Origin of the sequence: Bradyrhizobium sp. WSM1743, from assembly GCF_000473065.1 — a bacterium.
In the GTDB taxonomy this organism is placed as follows: domain Bacteria; phylum Pseudomonadota; class Alphaproteobacteria; order Rhizobiales; family Xanthobacteraceae; genus Bradyrhizobium.
The window spans coordinates 87,641-113,769 of sequence record NZ_AXAZ01000019.1 but is presented as its reverse complement, the minus strand read 5'-3'; the positions used below and the strand labels follow the sequence as shown (position 1 = coordinate 113,769).

At 64.6% G+C, this 26,129-nt stretch carries 25 protein-coding genes; 7 read left to right on the top strand and 18 right to left on the bottom strand.

Annotated features, from left to right (window positions below; translation table 11 throughout):
* Positions 1-103 precede the first annotated feature (103 nt).
* The 5 genes from YU9_RS0115545 (at position 104) to YU9_RS0115530 (ending at position 4,691) form a co-directional block, all read left to right on the top strand.
* Positions 104-922: a chromate resistance protein ChrB domain-containing protein gene (locus YU9_RS0115545; RefSeq protein ID WP_027573675.1), complete on the top strand. Its 819-nt coding sequence runs from the start codon at positions 104-106 to the stop codon at positions 920-922.
* Positions 922-2,307, top strand: a complete 1,386-nt coding sequence (gene chrA, locus YU9_RS0115540) for a chromate efflux transporter (protein WP_027573674.1) — start codon at positions 922-924, stop codon at positions 2,305-2,307. Before YU9_RS0115545 ends, chrA begins: the two co-directional genes overlap by 1 nt.
* 232 nt (positions 2,308-2,539) lie before the next feature.
* Positions 2,540-2,869 carry a phage integrase N-terminal SAM-like domain-containing protein gene (locus YU9_RS51060; protein ID WP_371259153.1) on the top strand — a complete coding sequence of 110 codons (330 nt, stop codon included), beginning with the start codon at positions 2,540-2,542 and terminating at the stop codon, positions 2,867-2,869.
* Positions 2,856-3,455: a tyrosine-type recombinase/integrase gene (locus YU9_RS41520; protein WP_371259155.1), complete on the top strand. Its 600-nt coding sequence runs from the start codon at positions 2,856-2,858 to the stop codon at positions 3,453-3,455. The genes YU9_RS51060 and YU9_RS41520 overlap by 14 nt, the downstream gene beginning before the upstream one ends.
* A 12-nt stretch (positions 3,456-3,467) precedes the next feature.
* The gene (locus tag YU9_RS0115530; RefSeq protein WP_027573673.1) at positions 3,468-4,691 is read left to right on the top strand and encodes an IS91 family transposase; all 1,224 of its coding nucleotides are present in this window, start codon (positions 3,468-3,470) and stop codon (positions 4,689-4,691) included.
* Between the two features lie 396 nt (positions 4,692-5,087).
* Here YU9_RS0115530 and YU9_RS0115525 read toward each other — a convergent pair whose 3' ends face one another.
* The 14 genes from YU9_RS0115525 to rpoZ all read right to left on the bottom strand — a co-directional run bounded on the left by YU9_RS0115525 (position 5,088) and on the right by rpoZ (position 21,722).
* Complete coding sequence (locus YU9_RS0115525; protein WP_027573672.1) at positions 5,088-6,062, bottom strand: ABC transporter substrate-binding protein; 975 nt, start codon at positions 6,060-6,062, stop codon at positions 5,088-5,090.
* Between the two features lie 1,252 nt (positions 6,063-7,314).
* Entirely contained in the window at positions 7,315-8,859 is a 1,545-nt protein-coding gene (locus YU9_RS0115520; protein WP_027573671.1) for a GMC family oxidoreductase, read from the bottom strand.
* 4 nt (positions 8,860-8,863) lie between these two features.
* Complete coding sequence (locus YU9_RS0115515) at positions 8,864-10,414, bottom strand: ABC transporter substrate-binding protein (protein WP_027573670.1); 1,551 nt, start codon at positions 10,412-10,414, stop codon at positions 8,864-8,866.
* Between the two features lie 411 nt (positions 10,415-10,825).
* On the bottom strand, positions 10,826-13,084 hold the full coding sequence (gene parC / locus YU9_RS0115510; protein ID WP_027573669.1) for a DNA topoisomerase IV subunit A: 2,259 nt from the start codon (positions 13,082-13,084) through the stop codon (positions 10,826-10,828).
* 60 nt (positions 13,085-13,144) lie between these two features.
* The gene (locus tag YU9_RS49905) at positions 13,145-13,432 is read right to left on the bottom strand and encodes a hypothetical protein (protein WP_027573668.1); all 288 of its coding nucleotides are present in this window, start codon (positions 13,430-13,432) and stop codon (positions 13,145-13,147) included.
* Between the two features lie 100 nt (positions 13,433-13,532).
* Positions 13,533-14,285 (bottom strand): DNA repair protein RecO, encoded by a 753-nt coding sequence (gene recO, locus YU9_RS0115500; RefSeq protein WP_027573667.1) that lies wholly within the window; start codon positions 14,283-14,285, stop codon positions 13,533-13,535.
* 170 nt (positions 14,286-14,455) lie between these two features.
* Positions 14,456-14,836, bottom strand: a complete 381-nt coding sequence (locus YU9_RS0115495) for a hypothetical protein (RefSeq protein WP_027573666.1) — start codon at positions 14,834-14,836, stop codon at positions 14,456-14,458.
* 21 nt (positions 14,837-14,857) lie between these two features.
* Positions 14,858-15,784 (bottom strand): GTPase Era, encoded by a 927-nt coding sequence (era, locus tag YU9_RS0115490; protein ID WP_027573665.1) that lies wholly within the window; start codon positions 15,782-15,784, stop codon positions 14,858-14,860.
* Positions 15,774-16,610, bottom strand: coding sequence for a ribonuclease III (gene rnc, locus YU9_RS0115485; protein WP_027573664.1), 837 nt, complete (start codon positions 16,608-16,610; stop codon positions 15,774-15,776). The genes era and rnc overlap by 11 nt, the downstream gene beginning before the upstream one ends.
* Positions 16,607-17,371 carry a signal peptidase I gene (gene lepB / locus YU9_RS0115480; RefSeq protein ID WP_027573663.1) on the bottom strand — a complete coding sequence of 255 codons (765 nt, stop codon included), beginning with the start codon at positions 17,369-17,371 and terminating at the stop codon, positions 16,607-16,609. Before lepB ends, rnc begins: the two co-directional genes overlap by 4 nt.
* Before the next feature lie 248 nt (positions 17,372-17,619).
* Positions 17,620-18,039, bottom strand: a complete 420-nt coding sequence (gene acpS, locus YU9_RS0115475; RefSeq protein ID WP_027573662.1) for a holo-ACP synthase — start codon at positions 18,037-18,039, stop codon at positions 17,620-17,622.
* On the bottom strand, positions 18,036-18,788 hold the full coding sequence (locus YU9_RS0115470; RefSeq protein WP_027573661.1) for a pyridoxine 5'-phosphate synthase: 753 nt from the start codon (positions 18,786-18,788) through the stop codon (positions 18,036-18,038). The genes acpS and YU9_RS0115470 overlap by 4 nt, the downstream gene beginning before the upstream one ends.
* A gap of 45 nt (positions 18,789-18,833) precedes the next feature.
* Positions 18,834-21,122 (bottom strand): bifunctional (p)ppGpp synthetase/guanosine-3',5'-bis(diphosphate) 3'-pyrophosphohydrolase, encoded by a 2,289-nt coding sequence (locus tag YU9_RS0115465; protein WP_027573660.1) that lies wholly within the window; start codon positions 21,120-21,122, stop codon positions 18,834-18,836.
* Positions 21,123-21,329: 207 nt separating this feature from the next.
* Positions 21,330-21,722, bottom strand: a complete 393-nt coding sequence (gene rpoZ / locus YU9_RS0115460) for a DNA-directed RNA polymerase subunit omega (RefSeq protein WP_007603391.1) — start codon at positions 21,720-21,722, stop codon at positions 21,330-21,332.
* 328 nt (positions 21,723-22,050) lie between these two features.
* Between rpoZ and YU9_RS0115455 the strand changes: the two genes are divergently transcribed.
* A complete protein-coding gene (locus YU9_RS0115455) occupies positions 22,051-22,695 on the top strand; it encodes an NYN domain-containing protein (protein WP_027573659.1) in 645 nt (214 codons plus the stop codon).
* Complete coding sequence (locus YU9_RS0115450; RefSeq protein WP_027573658.1) at positions 22,676-23,350, top strand: uracil-DNA glycosylase; 675 nt, start codon at positions 22,676-22,678, stop codon at positions 23,348-23,350. The genes YU9_RS0115455 and YU9_RS0115450 overlap by 20 nt, the downstream gene beginning before the upstream one ends.
* 247 nt (positions 23,351-23,597) lie before the next feature.
* Here the strand turns inward: YU9_RS0115450 and YU9_RS0115445 are convergent, their stop codons facing one another.
* The 4 genes from YU9_RS0115445 to dapA are packed head-to-tail and all read right to left on the bottom strand — an operon-like array spanning position 23,598 to position 26,075.
* Positions 23,598-24,179 (bottom strand): peroxiredoxin, encoded by a 582-nt coding sequence (locus tag YU9_RS0115445; RefSeq protein ID WP_027573657.1) that lies wholly within the window; start codon positions 24,177-24,179, stop codon positions 23,598-23,600.
* 4 nt (positions 24,180-24,183) lie between these two features.
* Positions 24,184-24,657: an SsrA-binding protein SmpB gene (gene smpB, locus YU9_RS0115440; protein ID WP_027573656.1), complete on the bottom strand. Its 474-nt coding sequence runs from the start codon at positions 24,655-24,657 to the stop codon at positions 24,184-24,186.
* 59 nt (positions 24,658-24,716) lie between these two features.
* A complete protein-coding gene (gene mscL / locus YU9_RS0115435) occupies positions 24,717-25,130 on the bottom strand; it encodes a large conductance mechanosensitive channel protein MscL (RefSeq protein ID WP_027573655.1) in 414 nt (137 codons plus the stop codon).
* Between the two features lie 54 nt (positions 25,131-25,184).
* Positions 25,185-26,075 carry a 4-hydroxy-tetrahydrodipicolinate synthase gene (gene dapA / locus YU9_RS0115430; protein ID WP_027573654.1) on the bottom strand — a complete coding sequence of 297 codons (891 nt, stop codon included), beginning with the start codon at positions 26,073-26,075 and terminating at the stop codon, positions 25,185-25,187.
* Positions 26,076-26,129 lie beyond the last annotated feature (54 nt).

Sequence of the window (26,129 nt, the reverse complement as noted above, 5' to 3'; positions counted from 1 at the left end):
TTCTTAGTTTCGGTGTAATCTGCATCATGGGGATTTGAGCGATCTCCCCACGAGGCGACAGGCCCAAGCATCGCGTCCCGTTCGGTTCTTGCGAGGACGCATCATGTCTACATTCACGACCATTTCATCTGACAAAATGGCACGGCTGATCGGAACGGCGAACGCGCCTGTCCTGATCGACGTTCGGACAGAGGAGGATTTTGCCGCAGACCGGCGGCTGATCCCCGGCTCCGTCAGGCTCAGCCACGACAATGTGACGGACTGGGGCGGCGCATTTGCCGGCCGCCGTGTCGTCGTCTCCTGCTTCCGCGGCGAGAAGCTCGCGCAGGGCACGGCGGCCTGGCTTCGTCAGCTCGGCGTGCAGGCCGAGACGCTGGAGGGCGGCTTCGAGGGCTGGAAGGCGGCCAAGCTGCCGCTGCTCGACGCCCGCAAGCTGCCGCCGCGCGATGCCAGGGGGCGCACCGTCTGGGTCACGCGGGCGCGGCCCAAGGTCGATCGCATCGCCTGCCCGTGGCTGATCCGCCGCTTCGTCGATCGCAATGCGGTGTTCCTGTATGTGGCGCCGTCCGAGGTGGTCGGGGTCGGGGAGCGGTTCAATGCGGCCCCCTTCGACATCGAGAACGTGTTCTGGAGCCACCGCGGCGAGCTCTGCACCTTCGACGTGATGATCGAGGAGTTCGGCATAGCGACGGCGCCCCTGCTCCGGCTGGCGACGCTCGTGCGCGGCGCCGACACCGCGCGGCCCGAGCTCGCGCCGGAGGCGCCCGGCCTGCTCGCGGCCTCGCTCGGACTGTCGCGCATGTATGACGACGACCTCGAGCAGCTCGAGGCCGGCATGTTGCTCTACGATGCCTTCTACCGCTGGTGCCGCGACGCCACCACCGAGACCCACAACTGGCCGACCAACAAGGTGAAGGCGTAATGGATACCCGTAACGTTCAAGCAGGAGCTGACGCCGGTCACGGCGTCAGCTTCAATGAGGCCTTTCGCGTCTGGCTCCGCGTCGCGTCCTTGAGTTTTGGCGGGCCCGCTGGCCAGATCGCAGTGATGCACCGCATCCTGGTCGAGGAGAAGAAATGGATCTCCGAAGGCCGTTTCCTGCATGCGCTGAATTACTGCATGCTGCTGCCGGGACCTGAGGCGCAGCAGCTCGCGACCTATGTCGGCTGGCTGATGCATCGCACCGCCGGCGGGCTGATGGCAGGCGGGCTGTTCATCCTGCCCGGCATCATCGCCATCATGGGTCTCAGCTACATCTACGCCGCCTTCGGCAATGTCAGCTTCGTCGAGGCGCTGTTCTTCGGACTGAAAGCCGCCGTGCTCGCCATCGTCGTCGAAGCCGTGGTCCGCGTCGGCAAGCGTGCGCTGAAGAACCGCATCATGATCGCGCTCGCGGCCGCGGCCTTCGTCGCCATCTTCTTCTTCGCGGTCCCCTTCCCGATCATCATCATCGCCGCCGGCCTCATCGGCTATGCCGGCGCGCGGGCCGGCCGTCCGGAGTTCGCGCCGGCCGGTCACGGCCATGGCGGCAACGGCGCCGCGATCGACAGCATGCTCGGCGAGGCTGTGCCCGATCACGTACGCCCCAACACGGCACGCACGATCCGCGTCGGCGCGGTGTGGCTGGCGCTCTGGCTGGTGCCGGTGATCGCGCTGCTGGTGGTCTTGGGCCAAGCCAATGTGTTCAGCCAGATCGCACTGTTCTTCTCCAAAATGTCGCTCGTCACCTTCGGCGGCGCCTATGCGGTGCTGGCCTATGTCGCCCAGCAGGCGGTCGAGCACTATCATTGGCTCAAGCCGCACGAGATGCTCGACGGTCTCGGCATGGCCGAGACCACGCCGGGCCCGCTGATCATGGTGCTCCAGTTCGTGGGCTTCATGGCCGCCTATCGCGACCCCAGCGGGCTGTCGCCGATGCTTGCGGCCACGCTCGGCGGATTGCTCGCGACCTGGGTCACCTTCACGCCCTGCTTCCTCTGGATCTTCGTAGGCGCCCCCTACATCGAGCGCCTGCGCGGCAACACGGGCCTCGCCGGTGCGCTCAGCGCGATCACCGCCGCCGTCGTCGGCGTGATTCTGAACCTTTCGATCTGGTTCGCGCTGCACACGCTGTTCCGCGAGACCGTGCCGGTGCATGCGTTTCCGCTCGCGTTCGACCGGCCGGTGCTGACCAGCGTCGACGTGCCGGCGCTCGTGCTGTCGATCGCGGCGGCGACTGCGATCTTCCGGTTCAAGCTCGGGATGCTGACGGTGCTGGCGGGAAGCTGCGCGGCTGGTGTGGCGCTAAGGCTGGCGGGGGTGATTTAAGGCACGTACTCGTCCGTTCGTTGTGTCCGGTTTGCTGTTGGAAGGCGACATCGAAGCCGACGGGGCTGCATGGCGGCTTTGGGCCAGAGCACTAAATCGCTGCGCGATAACCCGCTGAGGCGGGCGGCCTAACCGCGAGCACTGTCTCCAGGGAGAGATCATCGGTGGCGGGCGTGGCGCCCTGTCTTGAAGATCGAGGTGTGATCCACCTCATCCCAGGCAGGAGTCGTCTATGACCACCGATACTATCAGTCCGCTGCGCCAGCGCATGATCGAAGACATGAACGCGCGCAAGCTGTGCGCGGGTACGCAGCGGGGCCACATCAGCAGCTGCAAGCGGTTCGCTGCGTTTCTCAAGCGCTCCCCAGACACGGCCACACTTGAGGACATCCGCCGCTTCCAGCTGCACTTGGCCGAGACGGGCGCGAGCATCTGCAACCGCAACCGCATCATGACCGGGCTGCGGTTCTTGTTCCGCGTGACGCTGCGGCGATTGGACCTTGCGGCCGAGATCTATGCTCCGCGAGCCTCAGAAGATTCCGCTGGTGATGAGTACGGATGAGACGAAGCGCCTGCTGGCCGTCGCCAGCAGCCTCAAGGCCCGCCTTCTGCTCAGTCTCGGCTATGGCTGCGGGTTGCGCGCTGGCGAGGTGGTCCGGCTGAAGGTCAAACATATCGACAGTGCGCAGAAGATCATTCGCATCGAGCAATCCAAGGGCCGCAAGGACCGCAATGTCATGCTGTCATCCGAGACGCTCGATCTCTTGCGCCAATGGTGGAAGGTGCGCCCATCGCGTCACGATGCGCAAACGCCTGTGCCGGAACGCTGGCTATTTCCTGGCACCAGGGCCGGCAAGCCCATGACCACCCGCCAGCTCAACCGCCTGTTTCATGAGGCGGCCGAGGCGGCCGGGATCAGGAAGGGCGTGACGCTGCACGCGCTGCGCCACAGCTTCGCGACCCACCTGCTGGAACGCGGAACCGACATCCGCATCATCCAAGCGTTGTTGGGGCACGACAAATTAGACACCACGGCGCGCTACACGCGCGTTGCCACCGGCATGATCGCTGCCATCGAGAGCCCGCTCGACCTGCTGTCGTTGCCTCGCAAGCCCAGGAAGAACAGGAAAGACCCGCCGCCGGCATAATCGCCCGCGGCCATGTCCCGCCCAGTATTGGAGGTCGCGGATATCTTCCGCGGCCATGGACCGGCATGGCGCCAAGCCAATGCCGGCCATGTGAGCCTCGGCCAACTCAAGGTGATGTCGGCGATCGAGAACTGCCGCACGGCAGCGCTCGGCGGTCACGTCGCGCGCTGCGAGAACGAGAAGTGCGCCTATACGCAGATCGCCTACAACTCCTGCCGCAACCGGCATTGCCCCAAATGCCAGGGAACGGCGGTAAGGGAATGGCTCGCCGAGCGCGAGGCCGAGCTATTGCCGGTGCCTTACTTCCACCTCGTGTTCTCGCTGCCGGCCCAAATCGCCGACATTGCCTACCACAACAAGGCCGTGATCTACGACATCCTGTTCAAGGCCTCGGCCGACACCATGATCGCCATCGCGGCCGACCCCAAGCACATGGGCGCCCGCATCGGCGTCCTCTCCGTCCTCTACACCTGGGGCTCGGCGCTCACCCACCATCCGCATGTCCACATGATCGTGCCAGGCGGTGGCATCTCGCTTGATCGCGAGCGCTGGGTTGCCTGCCGCCCTAACTTCTTCCTGCCCGTGCGCGTGCTCTCGCGCCTGTTCCGCAGGCTGGTCCTGGAGAGACTTGATGCCGCTCACCGCGCCGGACAGTTACAGTTCTTCGGCAAGCACGTCGCCCTGACCAATGCACGAGCCTTTGCCGCCTATCTGGCTCCGCTGCGCGACAGCGAATGGGTCGTCTACAGCAAACGACCGTTCGGTAGCCCCGAGGAAGTGTTGCGCTATCTCGCGCGCTACACCCACCGCGTCGCCATCTCCAACCGGCGCCTGGTCGCGCTCGATGACAACGGCGTCACCTTCAAGTGGAAGGACTACCGCATCGAAGGTCCCGCGCGATACAAGTTGATGACGCTCGATACCCACGAGTTCATCCGCCGCTTCCTGATGCACGTCTTGCCGCAAGGCTTCCACCGTATCCGTTATTACGGTTGGCTCACGAGCCAAACCCGCGTCAGGAATATCGCCCGCATCCGCGAGCTGCTTGCAGCGCCACTCATCCCGATCGATACCATCAAGGCTGTCAACGCCAAGCCCGAAGAGCCAAAAGCGCCAGAGCATCCTTGTCCCTGCTGCGGCGGCCGCATGCGCATCATCGAGACCTTCTTGCGCGGGCAACAGCCGAGGCACCGCCGCTCGCCGGTTTCGCCCAAGATCAGGATCGACACCTCATGATGCCGACGCCAGTCCTCGACACACACGGCAACACTCACCGCCTGTGTTGGCTCTTGCCCGACAGCGCCGCCGCTTGCCGCGTCACGCCGGATTGTTGCGCAATCACAACCAAAAAACACACAATCTCGTCGCTCAAAATGCCCGCTGCTCGATCGTGCTTCAACCTACGTTCCGCCTACCTGGCAAAACGGGGCTCGCTGCCGCTTCGCGTCATCACAGGCGCACCAGAGCTCGCGGCCAAATCCCCATAGCACCCGCGGCACTGCTGCCGCCCACATCCCGCGATTTCGTGCCTTGGCGCTTTTCGGACGCCGGCCGCTGGAGCGCGTGGATAGTCCCACCCTCCCGGCATCCGAAAACCTGCACAGGAACGGACTCATGCGCCGCCGCAATTATCTATTCGATCACCTCGTCGGCGCCGGCGAGCAGCGTGATTGGAATGTCGAGACCGAGCGCCTTAGCGGTCTTGAGGTTGATATTCAGGGTCACGTCCGTCGTCTGCTGGACGGGAAGCTCTGCCGGACGCGCCCCTTTCAGAATGCGATCAACATAGCCTGCGGCGCGTTGCCATAGTTTGAAAAGGTTGGCAGAGTACGACATCAGTCCTCCTCTCTGAGTCGAGTCGCGGAATGGATAGATCGCCGGCATTCGCCGCTCTGCGGTGAGCGCGATCACCCGGGGAACGAGGGGTATCAGCGATGGATCATCGGTGACGACGAGGCCGTCGAGGCCGCTCTCTCCCAGAGCGGCGAAACTGTTATCGATTTCCGCGAGCCGCACCGAGAGGGCAGTCAACTCGAGACCGAGCCCGGGTGCCGCTTTTTGCATGAGTTCGACTTGGTTGGCAGTCGTCGGATTGTCAGGATTCCACAACACGGCGACACGATGCACTTTCGGTGCCGCCTCCTTCAGCAGCTCCAGCCACTTGACGCCGTAATCGCCGGAGAGCTGCGACAGCCCGGTGATGTTGCCGCCTGGCCGGGCAAGGCTTGCCACAAGACCGGCTCCGACGGGATCTCCGCTCATGCAGACGATCGGCACCGTGGATGTTGCACGTTGCGCAGCCTGCGAAGCGGGTGTGCCTGGAGTCACGAGAACATCGACCTTGAGCGTGAGGAGTTCAGCGATCAGCGCAGGAACACGCTCCGGCTTTCCCTCCGCATAGCGTTCTTCGAGCAGCAGGTTGCGCCCCACTACATATCCCGGGTCCGCAAGTCCCTGACGGAATCCGGTCTGGTAGTACACGTCCGTCCCGCGAACGCCGCTCCAGACGTAGCCGACCCGCGGCACCACAGGTTGCTGCGCGTGGGCTGCGAGGGGCAAGGCTACCATCGCAGCGCCGAGAAGCGTGACAAAGTCGCGGCGTTTCATTGAGCCATCTCGCGGCGCGCTACCACTACAATATGCGCCCGCAACTTGGAATTTTGAATGGGTTGAGCCGGTGAAATAACCGTCAGCCTGAGATGAGTCCAACGGCGGACCTCGCCGACGTGTGCCACATGGAAGTGACATTCACGTTGGAGGCGGATTTCGTTGAACGGTGAGCCTCTTGAGTAGAGGCGGCGCAGTCCCCGATGTCCGGGTTGGGTCATAAGCCGTCGATGATGACCAAGCGGGGCTAGAAGCTGCCATTCACGAGCACCCGTCCTCAAAGAATAGCTCGTCGCAGCGCGCCCGTCGGGCAAAACAGCCCGGTCAGTTTGACCAAGCCGCCTGTCAAGCCCCACCTCGCAAAACATTCCACTTTACCGAAATTCGGATTTGTCGTATACGCGAAACACCCTGGCCCGAGACAAGGGGCGGATCGCGATCGTCACGAACCGCGGGCTGGGCAGCGATGGACGCGACGGCGTCGGGCGCAACAGGCATTGCGGGGCGGGACACCGTGAGCAATTGCCTTCGCGCCAACGACACGGCGCTGACAGCGTCTTCGCATGGCTTCGGGGGCGAGCACACGCCACCCCTCGAAAGTCCCAGCGAGGACGTGCGCGGACGGAGAAGTCGTGTGGTCCTGACGCCCGGGGTCTGTGCGTCAAGTCCTGCGGTGATGATGCGGGTCCGACCGGATGCGCACATCAGCTATCCGCAGGGCGACGGGGGCAATAGTGCATCGCTCCCCGAGGAGAGCACGAAGGACACCGTAAAAACCATTCGCGCAGGGAAGGCCGGGCGACCGGCATCACCTGTGGTCCACCCGTGTGCATTTCTGTCGCGCACGGATCTCGGGTGCCGCCGGCGCCCGGCCTTCCCTGCGCCCTTGTCAATTTCGAGGGCGAGCGAGACGCAAAACTCGGGCGAGTCGCGCCGCGAGAAGGCGATGGTGTGTCTGCTATTTGAAATGTGCATTGGAGAACGATGGCCTCTCCGCTTGCTCCGTCATTGCGAGCGCAGCGAAGCAATCCAGGCCGTCTCCGCGGAAAGATTCTGGATTGCTTCGCTGCGCTCGCAATGACGACGTGGAAGCCGCTCCTCACCCCTCACTGTCATCGCCCGGCTTGATCGGGCGATCCAGTACGCCGCGGCGGACATTGTGCGAACCAACTGCCGCCGCGGCGTACTGGATGCCCCGCCTTCGCGGGGCATGACACCGGTGTTGTGGTGCCTTGCGCCTCATTCGATTCCGCTACCGCATCATCATCCGCGCAATCGCCTCGCCAATCACCACCGTCGTGAAGTGCGTGTTGGCGCGGCAATCGGACGGCATGATCGAGGCATCGGCGACGCGCAAGGCCGCGATGCCCTTCACCGTGCCGTCGGGGTTGACCACACCATCGGCATCGCCAGCGCCGCTCATGCGGCAGCTGCCGGCGGCGTGCTGGATGTCGCCGGTCTCTCGCCGCAGCACGGCATCGAGCTCATGATCCGGCAGGCTAGCTGCCTGCGGCAACGTCAGGTCGGTGTCCGCCAGCCGGATCCAGTCGGCGATGCTTGATAGCGCCGGCTGTGAGGTGATCACGGCCAAACGTTTCACCGCGTCCATCATCCGCAGCATGTCGCGGGGATCGGCCAGCATGTTCTCCTCGACGACAGGATCGATTCCAGGATCGGTCGAGGCCAATTTGAGCGTCCCACGCGAATACGCGTTGAACAGCCCGGCGCCGATCGCCCCGGGATTACCGATGCCACGGTGATTGAACGCGATCAGGATCATGTCGCGCTTGCCGCCATCGGCGAGGCCCGACGAGTAGGTCACGCAGCAATTGGTGTGGCGCGTATCGGGATCGGTGGGACGAAGCTCCTCCCGGAGCTGGATCGTGGCACGAAACAGCGGGTGGTCGAAGAAGTGGCGGCCGACCGGCAGATCGCGCTCGACCGCAATCCCCATCGCCTTCAGCTCGTCGGCCGGGCCAATGCCCGAGCGCAGCAGGATCGCCGGGCTGTGGATGGCGCCGGCGCACAGCACGACCTGGCGCGCGCTGATCTCGTGGGTGCCCTGCCCCTCGACATGAACGCGGACGCCGGTCGCCCTTCCGTCGCTGATCAGCACGCGATCGACCAGCGCATGCCCGCGGATCTCCAGATTGGCGCGGCCGCGCGCGGGCTCGAGATAGCCCTCATTGGTGGTGATGCGGCGGCTGTCGCGGCTGTTGATGGGATAGCAGGCGACGCCCTCGCCATCGGGGCCGTTGAGATCGGCGCACCAGGGATAGCCGCTCGCCAGCGCCCCGTCGCGCAGGCCGCGATCGATCGGGCCCCATGTCTCCGGCGGCGCGCGATAGACCGGCAACGGCCCGCCGCGTCCGTGGCCATCGGCATCGCCAAACTCCAGATCGTCCTCGATCACCGAGAACAGCGGCATCACCTCCTCGGCCGACCAGCCGGTGCAGCCATTGGCCGCCCATTCGTCGAAGGCATCCGCAACGCCGCGGATCGCAATCTGGCCGTTCATCATCGACGAGCCGCCCAGACCCTTGCCGCGCCAATAGAAGCGCGGCTCCTGCCCCGCCACGCGGCGCGTCAAGAGATCAGGCCACTGCCATTTCTCCTGATACTCGCGCTTGTGGATGATCGGGATCGGGTTCGGCGTCCGCACCTCCCACGTTGCCTCGTCGGCGCGCCAGTCACGCCCCGCTTCGACCAGCAGGACGCGCCGAGCCGGATCCTCGGAGAGCCGTGCCGCAACGGCGGCGCCGGCGGAGCCGCCGCCGACAACAATGACATCGTACATCGCGTTACTTCTCGACGTTCCAGAACAACGGAATGGCGGACGGTATCAGACCGCGCAGAGTGGCGCGATAGGCTGCCGGCTGCGCGAACTGCCCCCACGGAATTGCGGGCGCCTGATCGTACATGACGGCCTGGATCTCGCCCGCGATCTTCTTGCGGTCCTCCTCGGCCGGCGCCTTGGCGAAGGCTTCCATCAGCGGCGTGATGCGCGCATCGCATTGCCAGCCGGTGAAGTCGGCGCAGTTGAAGGCGACCATGACGTTCGTCAGCGGCGAGCCGAGATCGAAGCCGCCGGCGTGAACGCCGTAGACACTCCAGCCCTCCTTCTTGGCGCGGCGCGCCAGCACGCTCGCCCAGTCCATCACCTGCAGATCGACCTTGAAGCCGGCAGCCTTCAGCCGCTCGGCCAGCACCTGCGCCGAGACGCGCGGAGCTTCGAGATCGTTGGCCTCCATGACGACCACCGGCTCGCCCGCATATTTGGTCGCCTTCAGCGCAGCCTTCGCCGCCTCGATCGACGGCTTGGCAGCAGCTTCGATGCCGGCCTTGCTTTCATATGTGGTGCCGCAGGTGAAGTAGGTCGCGCAGGGCATGGCGTATTTGGCATCGAGCCCGAGCGCATCCAGCACTTCGCGCTGATCGACCAGCTTCCACAGCACGCGGCGAATCTCGGGATCATCGAACGGTTTCGACGCGGCGTTGAGGCGATAGGCGCCCGCGAACATGTTGCCGCCGGTGAAGTTGACGAGCTTGACGCGCGAGTTCTTCTCCAGCTGCGGCAGCAGATCGAACGGCGCGTAATGCATGAAGTCGACCTCGCCGGCCTGCAGCGCAGACGCGGCGGTCGCGCCATCGGGAATGACGCGGATCTCCAGCGTGTCGACATTGACGCGCTTGCCGCCGGCGAGGAAGTCGGCGGGCTCGGGACGCGGCACATAGTCGGCGAACTTCCTCAGGATCATGCGGTCGCCAGTACGGTGATCGTCCCTGCTGTAGACGAACGGACCGGAGCCGACGATCTCGGTGATGCGCTGGTCGCCGGGCGTTTTCGCGATGCGCTCGGGCATCATGAAGGCGACCGGGCTGACGGGATTGCCGAGCGCGTCGATGACGAGCCCGGACGGCTCCTTCAGCGTCAGCACAAAGGTTTTGGCATCGGTCGGCTCGAGCGAGGCGGTGATCGCGAAGATGCGGCGGCCGAGTGCGCTGCGGGTGCCCCAGCGGCGCAGCGAGGCCACGCAATCGGCTGATGTGACCGGCTGGCCATCATGCCACTTCAGGCCGTCGCGCAAGGTGAAACTGTAGGTCAGGCCGTCGGCCGAGACTTTCCAGTCCTGCACCATCTGCGGTTTGATGTCGCCCTTGGAATCCTTCGCAAACAGCGTGTCGAACACCATGTAGCCGAACGTGCGCGAAATATAGGCCGTGGAGAAATGCGGATCGAGCGTGACGATTTCCGCCTCGAGCACCGCGACGAGATTGCCCGCCGCATGCGCGGGCGCCGCCACCAGCGCGAGGCCGAACAGCGCCGGAATGAAAGCCTTCAGTTTGAACATTGGGGTTATTGCCTTTTTGACCAGCCGCTTGCAGTCGCCAGGAAAAAGCAATGTTCGTGCCCGCTCGTATGCGCTCGGGACTATCTGCTACGCGTTTGCGGGATACACAATGTCAGTTGGAGAGCAGCGCTAGCGCCTGTCGTCATTGCGAGCGCAGCGAAGCAATCCAGACTGCCACTCGCGGAAAGAATCTGGATTGCTTCGCTGCGCTCGCAATGACGATGGGGAGGCAGCTGCGCACCGCTCTCTCGTGCCCCGGACGCAGCGCAGCGCCCCCGGCGATGCGAAGCATCGTCCGGTGCGGTGCGCTGCAGAGCCGGGGCCCATGTCTCCAAGAGTACCCGTGCAGCGTGGGTCCCGGCTCTGCGCAGCAACGCGAGAGCGTTGCAGCGCGTCCGGGACACGAGAGCCCTATCCGATCACCCGGCCGAACTTGTTCGACTTCGGGAAACCCTTCGGCGGCAGGCGGCCGGCATCGGCGCGGGTGCCTTGCCACTCCGCAAGCTCCTTCATGGTCGCGGAGAATTCGCGGCCGGCGGAGTCCTTCCAGGTCAGGCCCGCCTTGGCGTCGAATACCGCAACGTCGGAAAGGCCGCCGTCCTTGTACTTCTGCAGGCGCACGCCGCGGCCGCGGGCCATTTCCGGCACCTGGTCGAGCGGGAAGACCAGCATCTTGCGGTTCTCGCCGATGACCGCGACGGTGTCGCCTGTTACCTCGGTGATCGCGCGCGCCTCGTTCGGCATGTCGACGTTGAGGACCTGCTTGCCCTTCTTGGTGGTGCCGACGCAATCGTCCTCATTGACGACAAAGCCCTGGCCCTCATGGCTCGCGACCAGGAACTTGCGTCCGCCCTTGTTGACGAACAACGCGACCGGCGCCGCCTCCTGCTCGAGGTCGATGAACAGGCGGATCGGCTCGCCGTGACCGCGCCCGCCCGGCAGCTTTGCGACATCGAGCGAGTAGAACTTGCCGTTGGTGGCGAACAGCAGCAGCTTCGAGGTCGTCTCGGCGAAGAAGGCGAAGCCGAGCTTATCGTCCTGCTTGAAGGCGAGCCCTGAGAGATCCTCGACATGCCCCTTCATGGTGCGGATCCAGCCCTTGTCGGAGACGACGACGGTGACCGGCTCGCGCTCGACGAAGGCCTCCTCGATCGCGGCGAGATCGTGCTCGGGCGCATCCGCAAAGGTGGTGCGGCGCTTGCCGAGCGGCGTCTTCGGTCCGAACATGTCGCGGACCTTGCCGACCTGCTCGCCGACCTTCTTCCACTGTTCGGCTTCGGAGGCGAGCACCGCATTGATGCCCTTGAGCTCGGCGCGGAGGTTCTTGTCCTCGGTGCGGATCTCCATCTCCTCGAGCTTGCGCAAGGAGCGCAGGCGCATGTTGAGGATGGCTTCGGCCTGCACCTCGGTGAGCTTGAACGCCTTCATGAGCTCGGGCTTGGGCTCATCCTCGGTGCGGATGATCTTGATCACCTTGTCGATGTTCAGGTAGGCGATCAGGAAGCCGCCGAGCACTTCCAGCCGGTGCTCGATCTGCGCCTTGCGGTAATTGCTGCGCCGGATCAGCACGTCGCGGAGATGGTCGAGCCATTCGCGCAAGCACTCCGCGAGCCCCACGACCTTGGGAATGCGGCCCTTGATCAGCACATTGAGGTTCAGCGGAATCTTGCTTTCGAGCTCGGTCAGCCGGAACAGCGATTCCATCATCAGCGCGGGATCGACGTTCTTCGACTTCGGCTCGATCACGATGCGGACGTCTTCGGCCGACTCGTCCCTGACGTCGCCGACCAGCGGCAGCTTCTTCTGGTCCTGCAGCTCGGCGATCTTCTCGATCAGGCGCGACTTCTGCACCAGGAATGGGATCTCGGTGACGACCACGACCCAGGTCCCGCGCGCACCCTCTTCCTGCTGCCATCGGGCGCGGACGCGGAACGAGCCGCGGCCCGTGGTGTAAGCTTCAGCGATCGCCTGCTTGGAGTCGACGCAGATGCCGCCGGTCGGGAAATCCGGGCCCTTGACCCACTTCAGCAGCGCCTTGGATTTCGCGTCGGGCTTCTCGATCAGATGCAGCGCGGCATCGCACAGCTCGGCGGCATTGTGCGGCGGAATCGAGGTCGCCATGCCGACGGCGATGCCTTGCGCGCCGTTGGCGAGCAGGTTCGGAAAGCCGCCGGGCAGCACGACGGGCTCTTTCGACTGGCCGTCGTAATTGGCGCGGAATTCGACGCCGTCCTCGTCGATGCCCTCGAGCAGAAGCCGCGCGACGTCGGTCATGCGCGCTTCGGTGTAGCGGTAGGCGGCGGGGTTATCGCCGTCGATATTGCCGAAATTGCCCTGGCCGTCGACCAGCGGGTAGCGCGAGGAGAAGTCCTGCGCGAGGCGGACCATGGCGTCGTAAATCGCCTGGTCGCCGTGCGGATGGAACGAGCCCATCACGTCGCCGACGATCTTGGCGGATTTCTTGAAGGCAGTGCCGGGGTCGAGCCGGAGCAGGCGCATGCCGTAGAGGATGCGCCGGTGCACCGGCTTCAGGCCGTCGCGCGCGTCCGGCAGCGCGCGGTGCATGATGGTGGACAGCGCATAGGCGAGATAGCGCTCTTCGAGCGCATCACGCAGCGGAACCTCATGGATTTGGGCCGGTTCTTCCGGCGGAACGATTCGTTTTCCCATGCCGCCCGGTTAAACCGTGGAAGCGAATCGGGCAAGGATCGAATGGTTCCTGTGGGCCGCCTACTGGCCTGCCCAGCCGGCCGTGAATGTCTGGGTTTTGGCCTGACCAGGCGTTTGGGCGGGCGCCGGCGCATTGGTCACGCAGCGGCGGGCCGCCTCGATCTCGGCCTCAGTCGCCCCATGGGACCGCGCCCATGTCTCTGCGGCGGCAGCAGAATATTTCGCCACATAATACCGAACGAGCGTGCACGACGCCCGGCGAAAGACGCCGGGTTGCGGCTCGCCAGCCATGGCGTCGGGCGCAAACGCAAGCAGCGTCGCGGACAAGGCGAATCCCCTGATCAACATTTGGGCTGTCCCCCTGTGTGGAACCTGAAGGCGAACTCGACCGGCCCGATTTAGTTCCGCGGAACTCCATGCCGGGGAGCAATACAGAGTCCCGACTGGCTCATGGCGCCAGGATCGCCGCTCTCGCCTGCTGCCGCATCAAGGCGTTGATGAAGCCGGCCCGCGCATCGGAATGGCCCTGCCCGCGCGGCTCCAGCACGTGGCGCAGCAGGAACAGGCCGGTCAGCCGAAAACCGTCCTGGAGATCCTGCTCGGTGAGATCGCTCGCGGCCTCGCCATGACGCAGGAACGGCGGCAGGCGCAACAGGCGGTCGCGCCACGGCTCGCCCGCGCCGCGCGACACCGCACCGCCGGATTTCGGCGAGACATAGATCAGGTCCGTGGTCTCGCCGGTCACCGCGCAGTTGTCCAGCGCCAGCCCGAAACCCAGCTCGGCGAGCATCGCCAGCTCGAAATGGATCAGGTGCACGGCGGCGCTGCCGATATCGTCGAAATCATCCAGCGAATGTTCGAGCAGCGTAAAGATGTCCTCGTGCGGATCTCGCTCCGGCAGGAGCCGCGCGACCGAGGCGAGATGGGTGACGCCATAGACGCCGTGGGACGATGCCAGCAGCGTCGCCGCGCGCAGCTTCAAGCCCTCGATCGCATAGGTCCCGAGATGCTCGTCGAGCCGGGCTCGCCACACCGCACTGACGCTGTTCCCCGGCTGCAAAAGCGGCCGCATCCGCGAGCTGACCCCGCCGCGCACAAGGCCGAGATGCCGGCCGTGCGCGCGCGTCAAAAGCTCGACGATGGCGCTAGACTCGCCATGTCGCCGCACCCCCAGCACGATGCCTTCGTCGGTCCATTCCATGGGGGAATACTACAGGATTCCAGTGCCGCTCGCACTCACTCCTGCCCCGGACAAAACGCGGCGCGCAAGCGACGCGCTGCCGAGCCGGGGCCCATCTTTCCGCGCGCTCCTGGGTTCCGGCCCTGCGGCGCAGCGCTGACGCGCTGCACCTTGTCCGGGACACGAGGCCGTCACGCGTTGAACCAGCCCTGCGCGTCGCCCGTGAAGGAGAAATACAGGCCCATCGTCGTCAGCGCACAGGAGACGATCTCGATGGCGCTGTCGAGCTCCATGCCTTTCTCGCCGATGATCTGGCCGAGCGAGATCACCGACAGCACGAGGGCTGCCGCCAGTACCCAGCGCGGCCAGTTCTTGCGCCAGTGCGCAGCTAACCAGACGAAATAGACCAGCAGCAGGATCATGCCGCCGGCGAGCAGCGTCGCCGTCATGATCATCTGCTCGGTCACCTCGGCATTCGGCGTGCGGTCCTGCACGGCGACCGACAGGGCATCCAGCATCAACGATGCATAGAGCAGCGCTTCGAAGCGCCTGATGTTGCTGGGCACGCTCATCGGAGACCGATCTTGTCTTGGTTATTCCTTGGGGAAGTCCAGGCCCATCTCGCGGTAGCGATCGGGATCGTCGCCCCAGTTCTCGCGCACCTTGACGAACAGGAACAGATGCACCGGCACGTCCAGGATCTGCATCAGCTCTTTCCGCGAATCCGCGCCGATCGACTTGATGGTGGCGCCGCCCTTGCCGAGCACGATCTTGCGCTGGCTTTCGCGCTCGACGAAGATCGTCTGCTCGATCCGCACCGACTTGTCCTTGCGCTCCTCCCACTTGTCGGTCTCGACCGTGGACTGGTAGGGCAATTCCTGGTGCAGCTTCTGATAGATCTTCTCGCGCGTGATCTCGGCCGCGAGCTGCCGCATCGGCGCGTCCGACATCTGGTCCTCGGGATAGAGGAACGGGCCCGGCGGCACCATTTCCGCGAGCGTCTTGCGGATGTCGTCCACGCCGTCGCCCGAGATCGCCGAGATCATGAAGGTCCGTGCGAACTTCATGCGCTCGTTGGCGGCCTGGGCCAGCGCCAGCAGCTTCTCGCGCTGGACCAGATCGACCTTGTTGATGACGAGAATCTTCTCGTGATTGACGCTGGCGGCCTTGGCGAGGATCGCTTCCGCTTCCTCGTCGATCCCGGTCTTGGCATCCAGCAGCACGCAGACGAGATCGGCGTCATGCGCCCCGCTCCAGGCGGTCGAGACCATGGCGCGGTCGAGCCGGCGCTTGGGCAGGAAGATGCCGGGCGTGTCGACCAGGATGATTTGCGCGTTGTTTTCGATGACGATGCCGCGGATCAGCGCACGCGTGGTCTGCACCTTGCGCGAGACGATCGTGACCTTGGCCCCGACCAGCGCGTTGACCAGCGTGGACTTGCCGACGTTCGGTGCGCCGATCAGCGCGACGAAGCCGCAGCGCGTTGCGGTGGGCGCCTCGCCGCTTGCTTCAGCCGTCATTGCCGCCGCCAACGCCTTCGCGTTCGATCATCACTGATGCCGCCACCTTCTCTGCCGCGCGCTTGCTGCCGCCGATGCCTTCGGCCGGCGCCAGTCCCGGCAGGTCGACGGCGACACGGAACTGCGGATCGTGATGCGGGCCGGTGCGCTCGACCTCGCGGTAAACCGGCGTCGGCAATCCCTTGCCCTGCGCCCATTCCTGCAGCACGGTCTTGGGATCGCGCAAGGGACGGCGCGGCTTGTGCATGCGCTCGGTCCAGTTGCGCTTGACGAATTCGGCCGCTGCCGCATGGCCGCCGTCGAGGTAGATGGCGCCGATCACGGCCTCGCAGATGTCACCGAGGATGGATTTGCGCAAGCGGGCATCCGCGCTGGAGCCGACCGAACCGAGCTTGATGTCGTCGAGCAGGCCGAGCGACTTGGCGACGTCGGCGCAGCTTTCCTTGCGCACGAGCTCGGCAAGACGCTTGGACAGCTCGCCCTCGTCGGCGTTCGGGAAGGCATGATAGAGCATGTCGGAGACGACGAGCCCGAGCACGTGGTCGCCGAGGAATTCCAGCCGCTGATAGCTGTCGCCGCGCTTGCGCCCGGACTTCAACGCCGAGACATGCGTGATCGCCTGCATCAAGAGGTTCGCGTCAGCGAAGCTGTGGCCGATGCGCGCCTCGAGCGCCGCGTTCGCATCTGTGCCCTTGGCCTTGCTGCTGCGCGCCCGCTTCTTCTTCGCAGGTGTCTTGTTTGCAGGCGTCTTGGTCGCAGTTTCCCCTTCGGGGCCCGCTTGCGCCTCGATCGGCTGGGTCGCGATGTCCTTGGCTTCGTCTTTCATCGGACGATTTTGAAGAAGCGATTCCAGCGCACCGCCCACGGCCAGCGCCAGAACATCCAGGCATGCTCGCCTTCAGCGATGGAGAAGAAGATCATCTGGGCGCGGCCGATCAAGTTCTCCTGTGGCACGTAGCCGACCTGGCCGAGAAAGCGGCTATCGGTAGAATTGTCGCGATTGTCGCCCATCATGAAGAAGTGACCGGGCGGCACCGTGTAGATGTTGGTGTTGTCCATGTAGCCGTTGTCGGCGCAGTCCAGCGTCTCGTAGGACACGCCGTTCGGCAGCGTCTCCTTCCAGCGCTTCACCCGGGAGATGCCACCGCCTTCCGAGCCACAGGGATCCTCGCCGACATATTCGCTCATGCGCTGCCGCTCGACCGGCGTATCGTTGATGTAGAGCAGCCCGTCGCGCATCTGGACGCGGTCGCCGGGAAGACCGATCACGCGCTTGATGTAGTCGGTGGAATCGTCCTTCGGCAGGCGAAACACGACGATGTCGCCGCGGCTCGGATCCGAGCCCCAGATTCGCCCCGAGAAAAGCGGCGGCGAGAACGGGATCGAATAGTGGCTGTAGCCGTAGGAATATTTCGAGACGAACAGATAGTCGCCGACCAGCAACGTCGCCTTCATCGAGCCGGACGGGATGTTGAAGGGCTGAAACAGGAAGGTGCGGATCACCAGCGCGATCAGGAGAGCATGGATGACGACCCGGATCGTTTCACCGACGCCGCTCTCAGTTTTCGTTCCTGAAGTCACGCTCATTGCTCTCTCAATTCCGGCCGGCGGTCACAGAGCGCCCTCCTGGCGCGAACAGCCCATTGCTTCGCGGCCCATGGAGATTGTCCTGATTCTGATAGTGAGGGCCAATTCCGGCGTAAAGCCGAATTCGCCCAAGCTGATTTGCGTCCGCGGACTTTTAGACGGTTGTCGGAGGCCACGCAATCAAGGATCGCATCAAAACTGAATAAGACATTGATTTCAAATAGAATTATAAAATCGAACGGATCGCGTCAGGACTTCGCCTGCGGCACGGCGGAAATGATGACAAAGGCCTGCGCCAGCGGCCAGTCGTCGGTGATCGAAACGTCGATCCGCGCCTCGAACCCCTCCGGCATCAGGGCCTGGAGCCGGGCCAGGGCGCCGCCGGTCAGTTGCATGGTCGGCCGCCCGCCCGGCAGGTTGACCACTCCCATGTCGCGCCACCAGACGCCACGCCTGATGCCGGTGCCGAGCGCCTTGGAGCAGGCCTCCTTGGCGGCGAAGCGCTTGGCGTAGGTCGCTACCACCATCTTCTCGTTCTTGGCGCGCCGCTCCGCCTTGTCCCGCTCGGCCGCGGTGAAGATGCGGTCGAGGAAGCGCTCACCGTGGCGCTCGATCACCTTGGCCACGCGGGTGATGTCGATCAGGTCGGAGCCGACGCCGATGATCATGCCCGGCTCCGGCCGCGGTCCATCGCCGCGCGCATGCTGCGCACGGTCTCGGCCAGCCCCACGAACAGCGCCTCGCCAATCATGTAGTAGCCGATATTGAGCTCCATGATCTCAGGCAGGGCCGCGATGGTCTCCGCCGTCGCATAGTCCAGCCCGTGCCCGGCGTGGACCTCGAGCCCCGCACCCTTGGCGAGCTTTGCCCCCGCCACGATCCGCTGCCATTCGGCCTCGGCCTTGTCGGTGTGGCCGTCGACGACGGCGTCGCACCAGGCGCCGGTGTGGATCTCGATCACGGGCGCGCGCAGCCGCGCCGCCATCTCGATCTGGGCGGGATCGGCGGCGATGAACAGCGAGACCCGGATGCCGGCATCGTTCAGCCGCGCGATATAGGGCGCGAGCGCGTTGTGCTGGCCGACCACGTCCAACCCGCCCTCGGTCGTCACCTCCTGGCGCCGTTCCGGCACGAGGCACACCGCGTGCGGCTTGGTGGCGAGCGAGATCCGCATCATGTCGTCGGTCGCCGCCATCTCGAAATTGAGCGGCTTGGAGATCTCCGCCTTCAGCCGCGCCATGTCCTCGTCACGGATGTGCCGGCGGTCCTCGCGCAAATGTGCGGTGATGCCGTCGGCGCCGGCCTCGATCGCGAGCAGCGCCGCGCGCACCGGATCTGGATTGCGGCCACCGCGCGCGTTACGCAGGGTCGCGACATGGTCGACATTGACGCCGAGGCGGAGCGGAGGTGCGGGCATTTCAGAACTCACGAAATCGGGGCGATAGGCGCAGACGCAAAGCGTCTATCCATTAACACGTTCGACACGGGCGACGACCGCCTTCGCGCGCAACTGGGCTATGATCGCGCTCAGGTGCTTCAGGTCGTAGACTTCGAGATCGATCGTCGTCTCCGTGAAATCCGGCGAGCGGCGCTGCATGCTGATGTTGTCGATGTTGCCGTCGTGCTCGGCGATTACTGTGGCGATCTGGGCGAGCGCGCCGGGCTCGTTGACGTTCTCGACCTTGATCCGGGCCGGGAAACGCTGCGGCACCGTGTCCTCGATGTCCCAGCGGACGTCGAGCCAGCGCTCCGGCTCCTCCTCGAAATCCTTCAGCGCCGGCGCCTGGATCGGGTAGATCGTGATCCCCTCGCCCGGCGTGACGATGCCGACGATGCGGTCGCCCGGCACGGCGCCGCCGTTCGGCGCGAACTTGACCGGCAGGTCGGAATTGATGCCGCGGATGGGGATGGCGACCGGGCTGCGCGACGGTTCGGAGACCCCCTTCTCCTTGAGCTTGGCGGCGAGCCCCTTCTTGACGCCGTAGCGCGCGACGCGCTCCTCCTTGTAGTCGGGATACATCGCACGCGCCACGTTGGAAGCCTTGATCTCGCCGCGGCCGACCGCCGCCATGACGTCGTCGATCGAGGTGCGCGCGAGCCGCGGCAGCGCGCCCTTCAGCTTGTCGTCGGCATATTCGATCTTGGCGCGCTCGAACAGACGCTCGACGATACGCCGGCCGAGCCCGGCATATTGATCGCGCACGGCGGTGCGCGTGGCGCGCCGGATCGCGGCACGCGCCTTGCCGGTGACCGCCAGCGTTTCCCAGGCCGACGGCGGCGCGGATTGCGCCTCCGAGGTCAGCACCTCGACCTCGTCGCCGTTCTGGAGCTCCGAGGACAGCGGCGCGAACTTGCCGTTGATCTTGCAGCCGACCGCACTGTTGCCGACGTCGGTGTGCACCGCATAGGCGAAATCGATCACGTTGGCGTGGCGCGGCAGCGCGATCAGCTTGCCCTTCGGGGTGAAGCAGAACACCTGGTCGTGGAACAGCTCGAGCTTGGTGTGCTCGAGGAATTCCTCGGGATTGGCGCTCTCGGAGAGAATTCCGATGGTGTGGCGCAGCCAGGCGAACGCGTTGGACTCGCGCTTGAGGTATTCGGTCGGCGAGCCCACGCCTTCCTTGTAGAAGACGTGCGCGGCAATACCGCGCTCGGCGATCTGGTCCATCGCCTCGGTGCGGATCTGGAGCTCGACGCGCTGGTTACCGGGGCCGATCACCGTGGTATGGATCGAGCGGTAGTCGTTCTGCTTCGGCGTCGAGATGTAGTCCTTGAAGCGCCCCGGTACGACCGGCCAGGTGGTATGGACGATTCCGAGCGCGCGATAGCAGGCCTCGATGTCGCTGACGACGAGGCGAAAGCCGAAGATGTCGGACAATTGCTCGAAGCCGATCGACTTGCGCTCCATCTTGGTCCAGATCGAGAACGGCTTCTTGCGACGGCCATAGACCCGCGCCCCTAAGCCCCTGTGGCGCAGATTGTTGGAGAGCTGGTCCTCGATCTCGCCGATCAGATTGCGGTTGCGCTCGGCGAGCGCGTCGAGCCGCTGCATCACGACCGAATAGGCTTCAGGATCGAGGGTGCGGAAGGACAGATCCTCCAGCTCCTCGCGCATTTCCTGCATGCCCATGCGCCCGGCCAGCGGCGCGTAGATGTCGAGCGTCTCCTCGGCGATGCGCCGGCGCGATTCCGTCGGCACGAAATCCAGCGTGCGCATGTTGTGCAGGCGGTCGGCGAGCTTGACCAGGAGCACGCGGACATCGTCGGCAATGGCCAGCAGCAATTTGCGCAGGTTCTCGGCCTGCTTGGCCTCCCGCGAGACCAGCTCGAGCCGCTTCAGCTTGGTCAGGCCCTCGACCAGCGCGCCGATCTCCGGCCCAAAGATCTGGTCGATCTCGGCCCGCGTCGCCTCGGTGTCCTCGATCGTATCGTGAAGCAGCGCGGCCACGATGGTGGCGTCGTCGAGCTTCAGGTCGGTGAGAATCGCCGCCACTTCGAGCGGGTGCGAGAAATAGGGGTCGCCCGAGGCGCGGGTCTGCGAGCCATGCGCCTTCATGGCGTAGACATAGGCGCGGTTCAGCAGGTCTTCGTTGGTATTGGGATTGTAGGACCTGACGCGCTCGACGAGGTCATATTGACGCATCATGCGCGCGCGGGGCCTGGCCGGGCGCGCGACCGGCGCAGTCGGGGCCACGGCAACCGATTCGGTTGCGGCCTGCATCTGCGTGGATCTGCGGCGCCGATATACCATGCCGTCCTGCCTTCAAACGGACCCTGAGCCGGCCCGTTGTATACATCCTAGCTCCGATCGCGCTTGTGTCCGATCAATTCGGTGACAGGGCGCAGCGCCAACCGGCAACGCTATGGTAACCACGAAAAGGTCAACAAAAGCAAAGGCCCGAACGACGGTTCGGGCCTTTGATAAGATCACAAGAAGTCGATGATCGCGACGGAGGAATTACTCGTCTTCCTCGGGCTGCTCCTCGGGCGGAGCGAGGCCTTCCAGGCCTTTCAGAAGCTCCTCCTCGGTCATGCGCTCCACGGCGACTTCGGTGTCGTCCGCGTCGACGCTGGCACCTGCGGAACCGATCAGCGGCACCGTATCCGGCTCGGGCTCATCCACCTCGACGAACTTCTGGAGCGAGTGCACCAGCTCCTCGCGGAGGTCCTCCGGCGAAATCGTCGTCTCGGCAATTTCACGCAAGGACACAACAGGGTTCTTGTCGTTATCGCGGTCAACCGTTAGTTGTGAACCGGACGAGATCATGCGGGCACGGTGGGCGGCCAGCAGGACCAAGTCAAACCGGTTGTCGACCTTGTCGATACAATCTTCTACGGTGACGCGAGCCATGGACTGTCGCTCCGTTGTGGGTGGACGAAAGATGTGGATGATTGGGGCTAGTTATAGGGGCCGGGACGGTTTCGCAAGGCTAATTTGTGATTTGGCCTCGCCAAACGGCTCTGCTACCCCCACATTAGGGCTGGGACGGGTGGTTTTCCGGGCTGCCGTTGAGGGCGGCCATGGGTCTATGCAAGTTCGCCATAACTATACCTTGATTGCCCCGACTTCTCCGGATTTGCGGTTTCGACGGGACTCAGCGGCACCTTAGAACTGCGCGGCTTGCTGTCGCCGCGCCAACAAAAAACGATCAATCACGAGCACTACGCGAGCAAACTGAATGTCACCTTCTCCTACCAACAAGATCGCGCTCTTCATCGACGGGGCCAATCTCTACGCGACGGCGAAAACTCTGGGCTTCGACATCGATTACAAGCGCCTGCTGAAGGAGTTTCAGAGCCGCGGGACGTTGTTGCGGGCGTTCTATTACACCGCCATCATCGAAGACCAGGAATACTCCTCGATCCGCCCGTTGATCGACTGGCTGGACTACAACGGCTACACCGTCGTCACCAAGGCGACCAAGGAATTCATCGACGCCTCCGGCCGCCGCAAGGTGAAGGGCAACATGGACATCGAGCTCGCGGTGGACGCCATGGAGCTCGCCGAGCACATCGACCAGATGGTGCTGTTCTCGGGTGACGGCGACTTCCGCTCCCTGGTCGAGGCGGTGCAGCGCCGCGGCGTGCGCGTCACGGTAATCTCCACCATCGCCAGCCAGCCGCCGATGATCGCCGACGAGCTGCGCCGCCAGGCCGACGTCTTCACCGACCTCGTCGAGCTGCAATCCAAGCTCGGCCGCGATCCCTCCGAACGCCCCGCCCCGCGCGACCGCGGCGAGCGTGGCGAACGCCACCACGCCCCGCAATTCCTCCAGCGCGCAACCACGATGGCGCCGAGGGGCGATGACGATTTCGAGGAGTGAGGCGGCCCGATCGAGCCGCCAGCCCCTCACCGTCGTTCCCGACCGTGACTGTCCGCTCTGCCCGCGCCTGGTCGCCTTTCGCGAGGCGAACCGTGTGCGCGAGCCGTCGTGGCACAATGCCCCGGTGCCGCCCTTCGGCGACATCACGGCGCGCCTTCTGATCGTCGGCCTCGCGCCGGGCATGCAGGGCGCCAACCGCACGGGACGGCCGTTCACCGGTGATTATGCCGGCGACCTGCTCTATGCCACGCTGATCGAATATGGTTTTGCCAAGGGCACCTATCGGGCGCGTCCCGACGACGGTCTGAAATTGGTCGACTGCCGGATCGCGAACGCGGTGCATTGCGTGCCGCCGCAGAACAAGCCGCTGCCGGTCGAGATCACCACCTGCCGCCGGTTTCTCGTCGCGAATCTAGAGACGATGCCGAACCTGCGCGCGATCGTCGCGCTCGGGCGGATTGCGCACGACAGCGTGCTCAAGCCGCTGAATCTGAAGGCCTCTCAGGCCCCCTTCAGCCACGGCGCCGTGCATCAGGCCGGCGCGTTCAAGCTGTACGACAGCTATCACTGCTCGCGTTACAACACCAACACTGGCGTGCTGACGCCGGATATGTTCCGGAGCGTGTTCGCGAAGGTGAAGGCCGACCTCGACTAGAGCACGGGCGCTCGTGCGGCCATGTGCAATGTTCAAACCGTCATCCTGAGGCGTGAGCCGTGCGGCGCGGAGCGCCGCTCGGCGAGCCTCGAAGGATGAGCGGCCGGGATACAGCCGGGCCGTCGCCCTTCGAGGCTCGCCCTGCGTTGCAGGACGAGCACCTCAGGATGACGGCGAGAGCTTTGGGCGCGCGATACCAGCCTCATCACTGCCAGGCGATTGCCCTGCCCTCATGCGGGATCATGCTTTACGCCCTGGCCGGATTAGCCTTCAGCCAGTCGAGCACGTCGCCGGCGTTCCGGTCGGGCGGAAACACCGGATAGAACACATGCGTGATCCTGGCGTCGTCGATGATCAGCGCCAGGCGCTTGATCAGCGTCAGGCCTGCGACCTCCATGGTCGGCAAATCCAGGGCGCGCGTCAGCGCCAGCTTCTCGTCCGAGAGCACCGGGAACGGCAGATGCAGGCGCGAGGCCATCTCGGTCTGGTAGTCGTTGCTCTGGGTCGAGAGGCCGAACACGTGCGAGGCGCCGGCGGCTTTCAGCTCGGCGTACAGATCGCGGAATGCACAGGTCTGGGGCGTGCAACCGCGCGCTCCCGGGATCATGTCCCAATCGTCGACCAGCGCGATCTTGCCGGGCTCGCCGGTGCGGGGATAGGCGAACACCACGGTGCGGCCACGCAGCGCCGACAGCGTGACCGACGTATCGTCGGTCGCGAGCAGGCCGATCGGCGGCAACGTCATGCCCTTGAGATGCGCGGCGCGGCCGTCATCGGCGGGCGCGGGAATCTGGCTCCAATCGACCTCGAGCAGGTTCCGTTGATTCATCGCGTCATCCCCTCGCCCGCAGCAGGCGGCCCTTCTCCCGGCTCCAGTCGCGCTTCTTCTCGGACTCGCGCTTGTCGTGCAGCTTCTTGCCCTTGGCAACCGCGAGCTGCAATTTGGCGCGCCCGCGCTCGTTGAAGTAAAGCTTGAGCGGGATCAGCGTCATGCCCTCACGGTCGACCGCGCCGATCAGCTTGTTGATCTGCTGACGGTGGAGAAGCAGTTTGCGCGGACGCTTGGGCTCGTGATTGAAGCGATTGCCCTGGAGATATTCGGGAATGGTGGCGTTGATCAGCCAGATCTCGCCGTTCTTGGAGTCGGCGTAGGATTCGGCGATCGTGCTCTTGCCATTGCGGATCGACTTGACCTCGGTGCCGGTCAGCGCAATGCCCGCTTCGATCGTGTCCTCGATGGCGTAGTTGAAGCGGGCCTTGCGATTTTCCGCCATGACCTTGATCGGACGTTCGTTCTTATCGGCCATGATGGGCAAACCTGATCGACATGCGCGCGGATTCTAACAGTTCGGATGAAGTGGGCGCGTCACTTCTTGAGGAGATCGCGGATCTCCGTCAGGAGTTCGACCTCGGCCGACGGTTTTGGCGGAGCGGCAGGGGCCGCCTCGTCCTTGCGCTTCAACGTGTTCATGGCGCGGATCACCAGGAACAGCACGAAGGCGATGATGATGAAGTTGATCGTCAGCGTGAGAAAGCTGCCCCAAGCCAGCACGGCGCCTTGCTTTTTCGCATCCGCTAAGTTGGTGGCTGTGACCTTCGCCGACAAGGGGGTGAAGTAGTTCGAGAAGTCGAGCCCGCCGGTGACGGCACCGATGATCGGCATGATCACGTCGCCGACCAGCGAGTTGACGATGGCGCCAAACGCTGCGCCGATGATGACGCCGACCGCGAGATCGACGACGTTGCCCTTCATCGCGAACTCGCGGAACTCCTTCAGCATCCGTGCGCCCTTCTCCTCGACGCTCATGAAGACTCCCCCCGACGGGCTGATGCGTCAGTTGATCAGCCCGGCGTGAATCATCGCGCTGCGCACAGCAACGCGGGTCGGCTCGGAAACCGGAACCATCGGCAGCCGCAGCGTCTCGTCCAGCTTGCCGAGCAGCGACATCGCGTACTTGATCGGCGCCGGGTTGCTCTCGATGAAGAGGTTGTTGTGCAGCGGCATCAGCTTGTCGTGGATCGCGAGCGCCGTCTTGGTGTCGCTCTTCTGCCAGGCGGCGTGGAACTCCGAGCACAGGCGGGGCGCGACGTTCGAGGTCACCGAGATGCAGCCATGGCCGCCATGGGCCATGTAGCCGATGATAGTGGCGTCCTCGCCCGAGAGCTGGTTGAAATCCTCGCCCATCGCCGCGCGCTGCTGCGACACGCGAACCATGCTGGCGGTGGCGTCCTTGACGCCGGCGATGTTCTTCAGCTCCCACAGCCGCTTCATGGTGTCGACCGACATGTCGATCACCGAGCGCGGCGGGATGTTGTAGATGATGATCGGAATGCCGATCGCGTCGTTGATCGCCTTGAAGTGCTGGTACATCCCTTCCTGGGTCGGCTTGTTGTAGTAGGGCGTGACGATCAACACGGCGTCTGCGCCCGCCTTTTCGGCGTGCTGGGAGAGCTCGACCGCCTCCTTGGTCGAGTTGGAGCCGGCGCCCGCGATAACAGGCACGCGGCCTTTGGCCTCAGCGATGCACCATTCGACGACCTTCTTGTGCTCGTCATGGCTGAGCGTCGGGCTCTCGCCGGTGGTGCCGACCGGGACGAGACCATTGGTGCCCTCGGAAATCTGCCAGTTGACCAGGGAGCGGAACGCCGCCTCGTCCAGCGCGCCGTTCTTGAACGGCGTGACCAAGGCGGTGAACGACCCCCGGAATTTCGTCTTGGCTGCCATGGACTTCCTCCGTACGCGGCGATCTCTTGAGCAAGCTCCATTCATATCGGGTCT

Excerpts from the sequence above, each read along its gene's own strand:
- mscL (WP_027573655.1), bottom strand. The coding sequence starts at position 25,130 with ATGCTGAAGGAGTTCCGCGAGTTCGCGATGAAGGGCAACGTCGTCGAT.
- YU9_RS0115520 (WP_027573671.1), bottom strand. The coding sequence starts at position 8,859 with ATGTACGATGTCATTGTTGTCGGCGGCGGCTCCGCCGGCGCCGCCGTT.
- smpB (WP_027573656.1), bottom strand. The coding sequence starts at position 24,657 with ATGGCCGATAAGAACGAACGTCCGATCAAGGTCATGGCGGAAAATCGC.
- YU9_RS0115470 (WP_027573661.1), bottom strand. The coding sequence starts at position 18,788 with ATGCCCGCACCTCCGCTCCGCCTCGGCGTCAATGTCGACCATGTCGCG.
- YU9_RS0115515 (WP_027573670.1), bottom strand. The coding sequence starts at position 10,414 with ATGTTCAAACTGAAGGCTTTCATTCCGGCGCTGTTCGGCCTCGCGCTG.
- chrA (WP_027573674.1), top strand. The coding sequence starts at position 922 with ATGGATACCCGTAACGTTCAAGCAGGAGCTGACGCCGGTCACGGCGTC.
- YU9_RS41520 (WP_371259155.1), top strand. The coding sequence starts at position 2,856 with ATGAGTACGGATGAGACGAAGCGCCTGCTGGCCGTCGCCAGCAGCCTC.
- rpoZ (WP_007603391.1), bottom strand. The coding sequence starts at position 21,722 with ATGGCTCGCGTCACCGTAGAAGATTGTATCGACAAGGTCGACAACCGG.
- YU9_RS0115545 (WP_027573675.1), top strand. The coding sequence starts at position 104 with ATGTCTACATTCACGACCATTTCATCTGACAAAATGGCACGGCTGATC.
- YU9_RS0115465 (WP_027573660.1), bottom strand. The coding sequence starts at position 21,122 with ATGGTATATCGGCGCCGCAGATCCACGCAGATGCAGGCCGCAACCGAA.
- era (WP_027573665.1), bottom strand. The coding sequence starts at position 15,784 with ATGACGGCTGAAGCAAGCGGCGAGGCGCCCACCGCAACGCGCTGCGGC.
- YU9_RS0115450 (WP_027573658.1), top strand. The coding sequence starts at position 22,676 with ATGACGATTTCGAGGAGTGAGGCGGCCCGATCGAGCCGCCAGCCCCTC.
- recO (WP_027573667.1), bottom strand. The coding sequence starts at position 14,285 with ATGGAATGGACCGACGAAGGCATCGTGCTGGGGGTGCGGCGACATGGC.
- parC (WP_027573669.1), bottom strand. The coding sequence starts at position 13,084 with ATGGGAAAACGAATCGTTCCGCCGGAAGAACCGGCCCAAATCCATGAG.
- YU9_RS49905 (WP_027573668.1), bottom strand. The coding sequence starts at position 13,432 with ATGTTGATCAGGGGATTCGCCTTGTCCGCGACGCTGCTTGCGTTTGCG.
- lepB (WP_027573663.1), bottom strand. The coding sequence starts at position 17,371 with ATGAGCGTGACTTCAGGAACGAAAACTGAGAGCGGCGTCGGTGAAACG.
- rnc (WP_027573664.1), bottom strand. The coding sequence starts at position 16,610 with ATGAAAGACGAAGCCAAGGACATCGCGACCCAGCCGATCGAGGCGCAA.
- YU9_RS0115525 (WP_027573672.1), bottom strand. The coding sequence starts at position 6,062 with ATGAAACGCCGCGACTTTGTCACGCTTCTCGGCGCTGCGATGGTAGCC.
- dapA (WP_027573654.1), bottom strand. The coding sequence starts at position 26,075 with ATGGCAGCCAAGACGAAATTCCGGGGGTCGTTCACCGCCTTGGTCACG.
- YU9_RS0115530 (WP_027573673.1), top strand. The coding sequence starts at position 3,468 with ATGTCCCGCCCAGTATTGGAGGTCGCGGATATCTTCCGCGGCCATGGA.
- YU9_RS51060 (WP_371259153.1), top strand. The coding sequence starts at position 2,540 with ATGACCACCGATACTATCAGTCCGCTGCGCCAGCGCATGATCGAAGAC.
- YU9_RS0115455 (WP_027573659.1), top strand. The coding sequence starts at position 22,051 with ATGTCACCTTCTCCTACCAACAAGATCGCGCTCTTCATCGACGGGGCC.
- acpS (WP_027573662.1), bottom strand. The coding sequence starts at position 18,039 with ATGATCATCGGCGTCGGCTCCGACCTGATCGACATCACCCGCGTGGCC.
- YU9_RS0115495 (WP_027573666.1), bottom strand. The coding sequence starts at position 14,836 with ATGAGCGTGCCCAGCAACATCAGGCGCTTCGAAGCGCTGCTCTATGCA.
- YU9_RS0115445 (WP_027573657.1), bottom strand. The coding sequence starts at position 24,179 with ATGAATCAACGGAACCTGCTCGAGGTCGATTGGAGCCAGATTCCCGCG.